The following is a 12,576-nucleotide window of genomic DNA, read 5'->3' on the forward strand; positions in this document are numbered from 1 at the left end:
ATGAACATCCTCGACAAGAACCTGATCAGCCCCGTCCGGGGTCTCGTTGCACTTGCCCTGGCTTGCGCTTCCTGGGGCGCTATCGCGCAAGACAAGCCCTGGCAAAACATGGGTCGCGATGCCACCCCCGCCGAAGTCAAGGCGTGGGACATCGATGTGCGTCCCGACTTCAAGGGTCTGCCCAAGGGCGCGGGCTCGGTTGACCTCGGCACCAAGGTGTGGGAAGACAAGTGCGCTTCCTGCCATGGCATTTTTGGTGAGTCCAACGAGGTGTTCACCCCCATCGTCGGCGGCACCACCCAGGAAGACATCAAGAACGGCCGGGTGGCTGCTCTGGTCGAAGGCGCCGCGGTCACCGTGCCGCAGCGCACGACCATGATGAAAGTCGCGACGCTCTCGACGCTGTGGGATTACATCAACCGGGCCATGCCCTGGAACAACCCCAAGACCCTCACACCCGATGAGGTGTTCGGCGTCACGGCCTACATCCTGAACCTGGCCAACGTCGTTCCGGCCGACTTCATCCTCTCGGACAAGAACATCGCCGAGGTGCAGCAGCGCATGCCCAACCGCAACGGCATGTTGTTCCATGAGCCGCTGTGGAAGGTGACTGGCAAGGGCGATGTGAAGAACGTGGCCTGCATGAAGAACTGCGAGGTCGATCCCAAGGTGCGCTCGTTCCTGCCCGACTTTGCGCGCGACGCCCACGGCAACATCGCCGAGCAGAACCGCGTGGTGGGTCCGGTGCGCGGTGCTGACACCACCCAGCCTGCGCCCAAGGGTCCGGTCGGCTCAGTGCCACCGCCCAAGGCGGTGGTGGTGGCCGCAGCCAGCGGCGGCGCAGCCGATGTGAAAGCGCTGCTGGGTGCCAACGCCTGCCTGGCGTGTCACGGCATCAACAGCAAGATCGTCGGACCCGGCTTCAACGAAGTGGTGGCCAAGCACAAGGGCCGTGCTGACTTGGAGGCCTACCTCACTGGCAAGGTCAAGAACGGCGGCGTGGGCGTATTCGGCTCGATCCCGATGCCGGCCCAGCCCCAGCTGAGTGATGCCGACGCCAAGGCCATCGCCCAGTGGATCGCCGCGGGCGCGAAGTGAGTGTCTGATCGCCCAACCAGTACCGAGCTTAAATATTCGGATTTACTCGTTAACCCCAACCGGCTTTTTCCAAGGAGACCGTAAGCTATGAAAATGTTGTTGAAATCGATCGCGTTGGCCACGTCGGCGCTGCTGATGTCGGTCAGTGCGCACGCGTTGGATGCCGCGGCTGCCAAGGCCCTGGCCACCAAGAGCGCCTGTCTGGCTTGCCATGCGGTTGACAAGAAGCTGGTGGGACCGTCTTACAAAGACGTGGTCGCCAAGCACAAAGGTCAGGCCGATGCGCTGGAGAAAGTGGCCGCGCGCATCAAGTCCGGCGGCTCTGGCATCTACGGCCCCGTGCCGATGCCGGCGCAGCCGAATCTGAAAGACGACGAGTTGAAACTGCTCGCTGCCTGGGTGCTCGCCGGCGCCCCCGACAAGTAAACTGTATCCATCCCATTCAAAGGAGTTCGACATGAACAATTCCCGCCGCACCGCCATCAAGACCACGGGTGCTTTCGCCACCCTCGTCTCCCTCGGCATCGTGACCCAAAGCCAGGCCCAGGCCGCTGTTGACCGCGCCAGCTTCGCCGTCAAGACCCTGGACGATGCCCTCAAGGCGATCGGTGGCACCCCAGCCACCAGCGACCAGGTGACCGTGGTGTCGCCCGATATCGCCGAAAACGGCGCCGTGGTGCCCGTGGGCGTGGTGTCCAAGCTGCCCAACACCACCGACCTGTATCTCATCATCGAGAAAAACCCGACGCCATTGGCCGCTGCTTTCATGATCGCGGCCGGGACCGCTGCCGATGTGCAGACGCGCGTCAAGATGGGTCAGAGCACCAACGTGGTGGCCGTGGTCAAGGCCGATGGCAAGCTGTTCTCGGCCACCAAAGAAACCAAGGTCACCCTCGGCGGATGCGGCGGCTGATTGCCCCGTCTTCACCCGACTTACCCCATTCCATTCATTCATTTCGATTCAGGAGTCCATCATGGCTGATCCGATGCGCATCCGTGCCGCCCTCGCAGGCGACGAAACCACTGTCCGTGTGCTGATGTCCCACGTCATGGAGCCCGGCACCCGCAAAGACGCGTCCGGCGCTCTCATCCCCGCCCATTTCATTCAGGATGTCGAGGCCACTCACAACGGCAAGTCGGTGCTCAAGGCCATGTGGTCCGGCGCCGTGTCGCAAAACCCTTTCCTGTCGTTCAAGTTCAAGGGCGCTGCCAAGGGCGACAAGGTCACCGTCAAATGGTCCGACAACAAGGGCGAATCCCGTTCCGACGAAGCGACCATCGCCTGACCTGGGCGGTGATCGATACGGCCAGCCACACACGTTGCTGGCCGTTTGTTTTTTAGGTGAAAAAAGAGGAGACTTCCAGATGAAAAAACCAATGTCCTACCGCCCGCTCCTGCTGGCTATTGCGATGTCCGCCGGACTGAGCGCTGCGCATGCACAGAGCTCTGCTGCCGATGGCATCGCCAAGTACCGTGAGATGCTTCAGGATGGAAACCCGGCCGAGCTTTTCGAAGCCAAGGGAGAAGACCTCTGGAAGCAAAAACGGGGTCCCAAGAACGCGTCGCTGGAGCAATGCGATCTGGGCAAGGGCCCTGGAGTGCTCAAGGGCGCATTCACAGAGCTGCCACGGTATTTCAAGGACACCGGCAAAGTCATGGATCTGGAAACCCGACTGATCCATTGCATGGTGACGCTGCAGGGCTTCACCGAAGCCGATTTGTACAAAGCAGCTCCCACCATTGGAAGAGGCGAGGGCGCCAATCTGGTCGCGATCACAACCTTCGTGGCCACGCAGTCCAAGGGCATGCGCTTCAATCTCTCTCAATCCCATGAGAAGGAAAAAGTCATGTACGAAGTGGGCAAGCGCGCATTCTTCGCGCGCGGCGGCTCACACGATTTTTCATGCTCCTCCTGCCACGGTGTGGACGGTGGCCGTATCCGCCTGCAGGATCTGCCCAACCTGACCAAGAACCCGGGAGACGGCGTGGGCTTTGCCGCCTGGCCGGCTTACCGCGTGTCCAACGCACAGATGTGGACCATGCAGAAACGCCTCAACGACTGCTACCGCCAGCAGCGCTTTCCCGAACCCAAATTCGGCAGCGACGTCACGATTGCACTGGGTGTGTACATGGGCGTGAACGCTCAGGGTGCCGAATCCATCGTGCCCGCCATCAAGCGCTGATCAGGAGACCCCAAGATGAACAAGACCATGAAGATTGCGCTGATTCCCGCTGCTGCATTGTTGCTGGCCGCCTGCTCTTCGTCGCCCTCGGGGGCCGACTACGACAAGATTGCCCTGCAGGTGAAACAGAACTCGTTCCAGGCCAAAGGCATTGCCACCATGGACCGTCTGCAACCGGACGAAGCCAACAGCCTGTGCAGCGCTGCCGATGTGGCCGGCAAGCCGCTGGACGAAAAGACCGCCAAGGCCATCGAGGCCGCGGAGCTCAAGACAGTCAAGATGCCCAGCGACGGCAAGTTCCTCGGTGACTGGAAAGAGGGCGAGAAGATCGCACAGAGCGGTCGAGGCCTGACCTGGAGTGACAAAGCAGACGCTGCCAACGGTGGCAACTGCTACAACTGCCACCAGATGGACAAGAAGGAGATTTCCTTTGGCAACCTCGGCCCCAGTCTGTACAACTACGGCAAGCTGCGCGGCGTGACCGACCCGAATGCCGCCGCGTCCAAGGCGATCGTCGAGTACACCTGGGGCAAGCTCTGGAACGCCAGGGCCTACAACGCCTGCTCGCAAATGCCACGCGCGGGCCACAAAGGCATCCTGACCGAAAAGCAGCTGCAGCACGTCATGGCTTTGCTGCTGGACCCCAAGTCGCCGGTCAATCAGTGAGTCCCCTGGCCCGTGTCGGCAAGAGCCGACGCGGGCCTTGGTGAAAAAAATTTGCCGCAAATATCAGCGATCAATTGATAAGGAATGTTTATGAGCTTCAGCCGTCGTGAATTCATGCAGGTCCTGGCTGTGGCCAGCGCCGGTGGCATGGTCTTGAATCACAAGGATGTGCTGGCCGGCAAGCCCGGTGCGGGGCAGGCGATGTACGACCTGCCCGCGTTTGGCAATGTCAGTTTCCTGCACTTCACCGACTGCCACGCGCAGTTGATGCCGATCTATTTCCGCGAGCCCAACCTCAACCTTGGCGTAGCTGAGGCGCTGGGCAAGCCACCACACATTGTGGGTGAAGCGCTGCTCAAGCATTTCAAGATCCGCCCGGGTACGGCAGAAGCGCATGCATTCACTTACCTGAACTTCGAACAGGCCGCCAAGACCTACGGCAAGGTCGGTGGCTTTGCACACTTGGCCACGCTGGTGAAGATGATGCGTGCCAGTCGGCCGCACGCCATGCTGCTCGACGGCGGCGACACCTGGCAAGGCAGCGCCACGGCCCTGTGGACCAACGGCCAGGACATGGTCGACGCGTGCAAGCTGCTCGGCGTCAACGCCATGAGCCCACACTGGGAGTTCACCCTGGGCGAGAAGCGCGTGCAGGAAATCATCGAGAAGGACTTCGCTGGCAACCTGGACTTCCTGGCGCAGAACGTCAAGACCAACGACTTCGGTGACCCGGTGTTCAAGCCCTACGTCATCAAACAGATGAACGGCGTGCCGGTGGCGGTGATCGGCCAGGCTTTCCCTTACACCCCCATCGCCAACCCGAGCTACATGGTGCCCAACTGGACCTTCGGCATCCAGGACGACAACATGCAGAAGATGGTCGACGAGGTGCGTGCCAAGGGTGCACAGGCGGTGGTGGTGATCTCGCACAACGGCATGGATGTCGACATCAAGATGGCTTCGCGCGTCACCGGCATCGACGCCATCCTGGGCGGCCACACCCATGACGGCATGCCCGCACCCACCATCGTCAAGAACGCCAGCGGCCAGACCCTGGTGACCAATGCCGGTTCCAACAGCAAGTTTCTCGGCGTTCTGGATTTCGACGTGCGCGGTGGCAAGGTGCAGGACTTCCGCTACAAGCTGTTGCCCGTGTTCGCCAACCTGTTGCCGGCAGACAAAGACATGCAGGCCTACATCGACAAGGTGCGTGCGCCTTTCAAGGACAAGCTCGACGAAAAGCTCGCGGTCACCGAAGGCCTTCTGTTCCGCCGTGGCAACTTCAACGGTTCGTGGGACCAGCTCATCGTCGACGCGCTGATGGAAGTCAAGGGCGCCGACATGGCGTTCTCGCCGGGTTTCCGCTGGGGCACGACCATCCTGCCAGGGCAGTCCATCACGCGCGAACTGATGATGGACCAGGTGGCCATCACCTATCCCACCAGCACGCTGACCGAAATGAGCGGCGAAATGATCAAGACCGTGCTCGAAGACGTGTGCGACAACCTCTTCAACCCCGACCCTTACTACCAGCAGGGCGGCGACATGGTGCGCGTGGGTGGCCTGGCCTACACCTGCGACCCGAACGCCGGTGCCGGCGCGCGGATCAGCAACATGATGCTCAAGGGCAAGCCCATCGAAGCTGGCAAAAACTACAAGGTGGCCGGCTGGGCGCCGGTGGCCGAAGGCGCCAAGGGCGAGCCGATCTGGGACGTGATGGAGGCCTTCTTCAAGAACCACAAGACCATCACGCCGCGCAAGCTCAACACCCCCAAGCTGGTAGGCATGAAGGGCAACCCGGGAATGTCAGCCTGAGACAGTTTTCCTGCCTGCAGGCCTTGGTCCTGCAAGCAGGATTGGACATAAAAAAACCCCGCTTCGATCAATCGAAGCGGGGTTTTCTGTTTGGTGCCGGAGAGATGAATCGAACACCCGACCTTCTCATTACGAATGATGGGCGTACTGTATTTGCATGTGTTGAGTGTTGTAGATATACTATATATAAATCAACAGCTTACACGATAGATAAGCAGATGAACTGTTGATTTGTACATGGCAGTATTCGACGAATCTGCCTACAGATTGCCTACAGATTCGGAGCACACGATGCCCAAGCAACAGAACCGCGTGAGGCTTACAGCCGGGAGGGTTGACGCGTTTGCCTGCCCAGTGGGCAAATCTCAGGCTTTCCTATGGGACACCGACGCACCTAGCCTGGCGCTGCGCGTGTCACCCACGGGCCGCAAGACCTACGTTTTTGAGTCGCGCCTGAACGGGCAAAGCCTGCGCGTCAACATTGGGACTGCGACAGATTGGCCCATTGAAAAGGCCCGCACCAGAGCCCAGGAACTGAAAAGACTTGTGGATGCTGGCACAGACCCCCGCGAAATCGAGCGCCAGCAACAGGCCGACAAAGCCGCATTGAAGGTCGCAGCAAGTGCCGAGGCCTTGACGGTGGGCGACGTTTGGCCGACTTATTTGAAGCAAGGCAAGCCCAAGCGCCGCGATGCGTGGAAGCCCGGTTATCGGGCCGACCTTGAGGCAATGGCCGCGCCGGGTGGTGTCGAGAAAAAGCGAGGGAAGGGCCTGACGCGACCGGGGCCGCTGTATCCCTTGCTGGCGCTGCCGCTTGCCGGTGTGAACGAGGACAGTCTGAAAAGCTGGTTTGACAGCGAAGCCTTGAAGGGCAAACACCAAGCCGCCCGCGCATTGATGATGTTCCGGGGCTTCCTGCGCTGGTGCAGTGCTCGGCCGGAATACCGCAAGCTGACCGACCGGGACGCTGGCCGCGCCGCCGCCATTGTGGAGAGCCTGCCAAGCAGTACGCGCCGCACCGACGCCCTTGAAGCTGCCCAGGTGCCCGGCTGGTGGATGGGTGTCGAGCAACTGAGCAACCGCACCGCATCGGTTTACCTGCGCGCCTTGCTACTGACTGGTGCCCGCCGTGAAGAGATGGCCGCGATGAAGTGGGCGGACGTTGATTTTCAATGGCGCAAGCTGACCATTGCCGACAAAGTGGAGGCGACCCGCACCATCCCCCTGACGCCATACCTGGCTCAACTGCTGGCGGCCCTGCCGCGCGTCAATGAATTTGTGTTCGCCAGTACGGGAAAAGCCGGGCGCATTGCCGACACCCGCGCCAGTCACGCGAACGCCCTGCAAAGCGCCGCAATCGAGGCCCTGACCATTCACGGGTTGCGCCGCTCGTTCTCGCTGCTGGGTGAGGCTGCTGGGGCTCCCGCTGGGGCTATCGCGCAAGTCATGGGCCACAAACCCAGCGCAACAGCCGAGGGCTACAGGCCGCGAAGTGTTGATGCCCTGCGCCCTTTTCTTGCGCAGATAGAGGCGCACATCTTGAAGCTGGCCGGTGTGCAATTCGATGCCGAGGCGGAACCCGGCAAGCTGGCGCTTGTGCAAGCTGCGTAATATGGATTGCCCCAGCTAGGTTTAGCGGCTGAAAAGCGGGACACCTTCACCCGTCTGCTGGGGCATCCCTTGAAGGGCACTTGAAGGAGTGCAGATGAACGTGATTTGCCTAGATGGCCGTTTGCGAATCAGTCTTGAAGAAGCCAGATTGAGCATAGCTGCAGCGTTACCAGTTGAAGGCGGGGTGGATATGTATGGGGCGCTGCTGCCGGACGGAACGCCTGACTGGGAGGGACCTCTGGAAGTGGTACACAACCCACATGCACGAAGAGGGGAGGCGTACCTTGAAGCTGATTTCCCCGCATTGCTGGCAGAGCTTGAAATCGTTCCTAGGATGATTCGACGACCGACATGGAAAGACTTCGGACCGGGGAAGCCACTTGCCGAATACAGCATCACTCGGGTCGAGTTCAGCAAGCTTGCGGAGTGCTACGGACTTTCCGTCATAGTGGAAGCGCCAGAGCAAGCCTCGCCTGCACAGAGCGCCGCAGAGCCTGCGCCATTGGCACCCAGCGCCAGCGATGCGCCCGTGGTGGCTGAAACAGTAGCGCAACGCCGCGCCCGGTGGCTTGATATGTTTGAAGCTGAGGAAAAGCGAGCGAAGCGAGGGGCATTGACGCGACTCGCAAAAAGCGAAGGGGTTGACCGCGCCAACATGAGGAAAGATATCAACAGGGCACAGACCGCACGCGACACAGAAAAGCGAGCCGGTCCGTGGGCTTCGCAACTGGTGCAAGGCGGCAAGCGCCCGCGCTGATTTACCCGGAACATACCCGGACTGATACCCAGTTCACCTATGGAGAGCGCTCCGGGTAACTTACCCGGTTTGACGGGGTTACACACCCCAAAAATGAAATTGAGTCACTTCAACAGGCATCAAGCCGAAAGGATAGTGACTCATGACAACAGCAACCATTCAACAGTTCCCGCCGCTGGAATCTGTTAGCCGCCCGGCAGTGGACACCGCCGCCGCTGCCTATTACCTGAACCGCCGCCCGCAGACATTGCGCTGCTGGGCGATGAACTCAGGAACTGGCCCCGTTTCTTGCATCCGCATCAATGGCCGTCTTGCTTGGAAAGTCTCCGACCTGCGCCGCGTGCTGGGGCTGGCGTCATGATGGCCCGCATCAAACGCCTGGCGCTGGCACTGTGGTGCGCCGCCCCTTCCCGCTGGTTTCGCAAGGGGGGACGCGAATGAAAACGCCCGAGCTTCCTTTCGAAAACCCGAGCGCCCTAGATAGCCTCGATTCTAAACAGCCTCTTCGTTTTACGCCACGTCAGGCCCGCGTGCTGAGTGCCCTTGAAAGCACTGAAGGGTGGGTGTGGCGAGAAGACGTTGACCGCATCGCGGGCGCGTCAAACGGCCCGCAAATCATCTTGGAGTTGCGCCGGAAGGTGACAGGCCATGACGGCATCGACCTTGAGCGCGTTGACCGCATCGACCGGGACGGTCGGCCATGCCATCCGGGCCGCTACCGCCTGAACGAGATTGGCCGTAAGCGTCTGGCCCGTAATGCAGGAGAGAGCTATGGCCAACGGGCGCAATAAATCAGCCAAAGGCGACTCAGGACGCGATTCTGGCGGGTTTGTGGCGTTGCCTTGGACCGTGCTTGATTGCGCCGCCTACGCCCGTTTAAGCCATCCTGCGCGCTCTTTGCTGATGGAGTTCGCCCGCCAGTTCGTTCGCGACAACAATGGCAGGCTGTTGGCCTCCAGCGCCTACATGAAGAAGCGCGGGTGGAACTCACACGATGTGGTTCAGCGTGCAACGCGGGAGCTGGCCGCCGCCGGGTTCATTCACCAGACCGTGATGGGCCACCGACCGAACAAGGCGAGCTGGTTTGCCGTGACCTGGCGGAGACTCGACAAGCTGCCGGGCTATGACGCTGGAGTCGCTGAGACATTCCGGCGCGGGGCGTATCAAAACGCATCGCTTATCCCGTCTCGCGGGACAGGGAGGTCGTCTATAGCCCCGTCTGGCGGTGTAGGGCGGCCGCGCTCTGTCCCGTCTGGCGGGTCTATAGAGCCTGTTTGTGGCCCTCGCTCTATCCCGTCTCACGGGAACCATCTAGAGATGCCATCTCCTGTTCCCTTTCCTGCATCACTTCAGGAACTGCTCAGCGCTTCAGGACAAGGGCGCTATGTGCGATTCAAGTTCAGCCCGGCAAAGCTTTTCACCAGCCTGCTGGGCGCAAACCAACCCGAACCAATTCCAGCATGAACACCAACCTGAAACATCGCGAGGTCTCCGCCGAATGGGTGACAACACAAAATTCCAAGACCCGCAGTCCTGAAGCTAAGCGACCGCAAAAACTCTCGAAGAAGCCTGCCGACACGTCCGCAAGCAAAACCCACGTGCTGGAGATTGAGGGAGACCCCAAAGACATTGAGAAACTTTACGCCGAGAGTGCGGTGGGTGGAATGGTCTCCAACATGATGCTGATGCAAACCTTCGGCAAGCGGTTGAACGGGGAGGTGGGCATCACACAGGCAGTCAAAGCCCTGCGCAGCACACTGAAGGAGGTGCACGCGGGCAGCCTGCAGAGTTCGGAGACTCTGCTCTACAGCCAGGCCGTGGCCCTGAATGCAATGTTTGCAGAGCTTGCCTGTCGAGCCGGTCTCAACATGGGAAGCTACCCTCAGGCTGCTGAGAGCTATATGCGTCTTGCGCTGAAAGCCCAGAGCCAGTGCCGCAACACGTTGGAGACGCTCGCCAACATCAAAAACCCGCCTGTAGTGTTCGCTCGGCAAGCCAACATCTCAAACGGCCCTCAGCAGGTGAATAACGGGGTGCCGACGAATTTTGAGACCAGTACGCGCGCACATGCGCCCGCGCAGGCGTGCGGAGAAACTGAAAACCAGCCAAGCAAACTTTTAGAAGGACTGAGCAATGGCAGCACGACTTTGGACGCCGGAACAGCGAGAGCGGCAGCGCGAAGCCATCAAGAGCTGGAAACCGTGGGAGCAGTCCACAGGGCCAAAGAGCGAAGCCGGTAAGGCGCGCGTGGGCCGCAACGCTTGGAAGGGCGGGACACGTCAAACGTTGCGCGTAGTTGCGCGAGCCCTGCGAGATGTTCAGCCTCGGGTGAGGCAGGTGACTTGAACGATGTAGTTGCACTCTCTACTTCATCGCAAGAGGGGCTGCAGCCCAATTATTCACACGATGGCTTGGGTTGGGCTTCCCCCTCGTGGTTCGACTTAGATTGTGGGCAGTAAACTCTCGGTCGTTTAGGGCAAGGTCGAGCGTGAGCGAGGTGTGACTTGGAACCGCAAGAATATTTAGATAAGTTCTGGAGGCATGCGGCCATCGCTGGGGCACTTATTGGCGCTGTCATTGGGTTTTCTTACGCTGGCGTGGGTGGCTCGATACTCGGCGTCTTTTTGGGTCTCATAGTCGGCTTTTTCGCTCTGAGCTTTGTTGGCGTTCTGCTCGGCGAAATTCTCCCTCTCTTCATTCTCTTGTTAGTCATAGTCGTTCCGCTCGTCGGGATTGGCTATCTCGTCATTAAGTTTTGGGGAGTCGGGGGTGGTTAGCATCCGAATGGTGACGTGGGAGCATTGAGCAATGTCCGGTGCTCAATCGGCGGAGTCCGCTCTTATCGTCATCAAGAGGCTCGGCAAGTGGGCTGCGTGGTGCTTTGCTGGGCTTGTATTGCTCGCCTGTCTCTTCGTTGCTGGCGTCTGGGTTAATCAGTACATCGAAAATAGGCCGTATCAAGCTAACCGCTACGCAGACCTTGACCTTGGGGACGAAAAGCAAGAGGTGCTCTACGCCTCCGGCCCGCCAACTCACTATGCGTTGCCCCCTCCGCCCACCCTGCCAACTGCAGCGCCTCCAGCCCCTTGGGAGGAAGACCAAATCGTCTGGGAGGTTGGCAAGAGTGGCATTCCTTCGGACACATACGAACAGTCAAGCCTTTGGTTCTACGTGCTTGGTGACAGGCGCATAGATGTGTACTTCGATAAACCTGGCGGACGGGTAAGCGCTATCGGGTGTTTCTCAAAGAGTTCCTTCCTATGCCCCACCATTTTTGGTATTCGGGATGGTTCGAAGGAGGAGGATGTGCTTTCTCATCTTGGTCCCCCTGCGTCGGAGCAGCTTCACGACATGACCAAGAGCCTGCGTTACCCGCAGTACAACCTCACCCTATTGCTTGAAAAGCGCCGGGTCTACCTGCTAAAGGTGAGTGCCGGGGCTGCAACGACCGCACAAAAGGAGTCCCAGTGAAAGCAGTGCTAGCGCTTGCCCTGTTGTTGCCTGTGATGGCCTCAGCGGCCACCTCCTACCTCTGTGTCGCTGACAAAGCTACTGGTATGGGGTTCGACAAAGCGAGTGGGGTTTGGGAGGTAAGAACGTTCAGAGCTGATTCCAAGTATTTGGTGTCCGAAGCGACGGAAAGGGAGGAAGCAATCTACGCCGCAAAGTGGCTTGTAAAAAAGATGGGGAGTTCGTCTCCGACTCTCCTCTGCCCGGAAGGGTTCTCAGAGATTGGCTTCCTCTTTTGCGAAAACCTAGGGGAGTTCAAGTTCAACAGAAAAAGCGGCCGTTACCTACGAAGCTACACCATGGGCTACTTCAACGATATGCCGGGGAAGGCTGGCCCGCTCCGTGCGGAGGGAGACGACACACCGGCTATTGAGATAGGAAAGTGCTCTCCAATCAATTGAGATGACACCCCGTGAAGAGCCCCACGCTGAGCCTGCTTCTGTGCTTCTCGTTCCTTTGTCATGCCGAAACCATTTCGGGCCGGGTCGTGGGCGTTGCAGACGGGGACACTGTGACTATCGTTGATGCCGACCGAGTTCAGCACAAAGTGCGCCTGGCTGGAATCGACGCACCCGAGAGAGCCCAGGCTTTCGGCAACCGGTCTAAGGAAAGCCTGTCAGAGCTGGTGTTTTCCAAGACCGTGACGGTAGAGACTGACAAGCAGGACCGCTATGGGCGCTCGGTTGGCAAGGTGCTGATTGATGGCAAGGACGCGAACCTCGTTCAGGTCGAACGGGGCTTCGCCTGGCACTACAAAGCCTATGAGTCCGAACAGTCACCCAGCGACCGGATGCTGTACGACCTAGCCGAACGCGAGGCGCGCACCGCAAGGCGTGGACTGTGGCGAGATGCGGACCCTGTGGCCCCGTGGGACTTCCGCAAGGCAAAGCGCAGCCAGTGAGCCTGAGTCGTCGGTGCGTTTTGCGGTCTAGCCC

At 59.8% G+C, this 12,576-nt stretch carries 16 protein-coding genes; all 16 read left to right on the forward strand.

Annotated features, from left to right (window positions below):
* The 16 genes from QUV25_RS10465 (at nt 1) to QUV25_RS10540 (ending at nt 12,542) form a co-directional block, all read left to right on the forward strand.
* Complete coding sequence (locus tag QUV25_RS10465; protein WP_300863660.1) at nt 1-1,098, forward strand: c-type cytochrome; 1,098 nt, start codon at nt 1-3, stop codon at nt 1,096-1,098.
* Nucleotides 1,099-1,185: 87 nt separating this feature from the next.
* The gene (locus QUV25_RS10470; protein ID WP_300863661.1) at nt 1,186-1,524 is read left to right on the forward strand and encodes a c-type cytochrome; all 339 of its coding nucleotides are present in this window, start codon (nt 1,186-1,188) and stop codon (nt 1,522-1,524) included.
* Nucleotides 1,525-1,555: 31 nt separating this feature from the next.
* A complete protein-coding gene (soxY, locus tag QUV25_RS10475; RefSeq protein ID WP_300863663.1) occupies nt 1,556-2,011 on the forward strand; it encodes a thiosulfate oxidation carrier protein SoxY in 456 nt (151 codons plus the stop codon).
* A 61-nt stretch (nt 2,012-2,072) separates the two neighbouring features.
* Nucleotides 2,073-2,384 carry a thiosulfate oxidation carrier complex protein SoxZ gene (soxZ, locus tag QUV25_RS10480; protein ID WP_300863665.1) on the forward strand — a complete coding sequence of 104 codons (312 nt, stop codon included), beginning with the start codon at nt 2,073-2,075 and terminating at the stop codon, nt 2,382-2,384.
* Between the two features lie 124 nt (nt 2,385-2,508).
* Nucleotides 2,509-3,282, forward strand: a complete 774-nt coding sequence (gene soxA, locus QUV25_RS10485; protein ID WP_300864211.1) for a sulfur oxidation c-type cytochrome SoxA — start codon at nt 2,509-2,511, stop codon at nt 3,280-3,282.
* A gap of 15 nt (nt 3,283-3,297) precedes the next feature.
* Complete coding sequence (soxX, locus tag QUV25_RS10490; protein WP_300863668.1) at nt 3,298-3,948, forward strand: sulfur oxidation c-type cytochrome SoxX; 651 nt, start codon at nt 3,298-3,300, stop codon at nt 3,946-3,948.
* Between the two features lie 90 nt (nt 3,949-4,038).
* Nucleotides 4,039-5,763 (forward strand): thiosulfohydrolase SoxB, encoded by a 1,725-nt coding sequence (gene soxB / locus QUV25_RS10495; RefSeq protein WP_300863669.1) that lies wholly within the window; start codon nt 4,039-4,041, stop codon nt 5,761-5,763.
* A gap of 291 nt (nt 5,764-6,054) precedes the next feature.
* Nucleotides 6,055-7,374: a tyrosine-type recombinase/integrase gene (locus QUV25_RS10500; RefSeq protein ID WP_300863670.1), complete on the forward strand. Its 1,320-nt coding sequence runs from the start codon at nt 6,055-6,057 to the stop codon at nt 7,372-7,374.
* Nucleotides 7,375-7,468: 94 nt separating this feature from the next.
* Nucleotides 7,469-8,131, forward strand: coding sequence for a hypothetical protein (locus tag QUV25_RS10505; RefSeq protein ID WP_300863671.1), 663 nt, complete (start codon nt 7,469-7,471; stop codon nt 8,129-8,131).
* 142 nt (nt 8,132-8,273) lie between these two features.
* The gene (locus tag QUV25_RS10510) at nt 8,274-8,492 is read left to right on the forward strand and encodes a DNA-binding protein (protein WP_300863673.1); all 219 of its coding nucleotides are present in this window, start codon (nt 8,274-8,276) and stop codon (nt 8,490-8,492) included.
* Between the two features lie 76 nt (nt 8,493-8,568).
* Nucleotides 8,569-8,922 (forward strand): hypothetical protein, encoded by a 354-nt coding sequence (locus tag QUV25_RS10515; protein WP_300863674.1) that lies wholly within the window; start codon nt 8,569-8,571, stop codon nt 8,920-8,922.
* Between the two features lie 669 nt (nt 8,923-9,591).
* Nucleotides 9,592-10,371, forward strand: coding sequence for a hypothetical protein (locus QUV25_RS10520; RefSeq protein WP_300863677.1), 780 nt, complete (start codon nt 9,592-9,594; stop codon nt 10,369-10,371).
* Between the two features lie 264 nt (nt 10,372-10,635).
* Complete coding sequence (locus tag QUV25_RS10525; RefSeq protein WP_300863679.1) at nt 10,636-10,908, forward strand: hypothetical protein; 273 nt, start codon at nt 10,636-10,638, stop codon at nt 10,906-10,908.
* 31 nt (nt 10,909-10,939) lie between these two features.
* Nucleotides 10,940-11,602 (forward strand): hypothetical protein, encoded by a 663-nt coding sequence (locus tag QUV25_RS10530; RefSeq protein WP_300863682.1) that lies wholly within the window; start codon nt 10,940-10,942, stop codon nt 11,600-11,602.
* The gene (locus QUV25_RS10535) at nt 11,599-12,042 is read left to right on the forward strand and encodes a hypothetical protein (RefSeq protein WP_300863683.1); all 444 of its coding nucleotides are present in this window, start codon (nt 11,599-11,601) and stop codon (nt 12,040-12,042) included. Before QUV25_RS10530 ends, QUV25_RS10535 begins: the two co-directional genes overlap by 4 nt.
* 11 nt (nt 12,043-12,053) lie before the next feature.
* The gene (locus QUV25_RS10540) at nt 12,054-12,542 is read left to right on the forward strand and encodes a thermonuclease family protein (RefSeq protein ID WP_300863684.1); all 489 of its coding nucleotides are present in this window, start codon (nt 12,054-12,056) and stop codon (nt 12,540-12,542) included.
* The last annotated feature ends 34 nt before the right edge of the window (nt 12,543-12,576 follow it).

It is taken from the genome of Hydrogenophaga sp. (assembly GCF_030373245.1).
Classification (GTDB): Bacteria; Pseudomonadota; Gammaproteobacteria; order Burkholderiales; family Burkholderiaceae_C; genus Hydrogenophaga.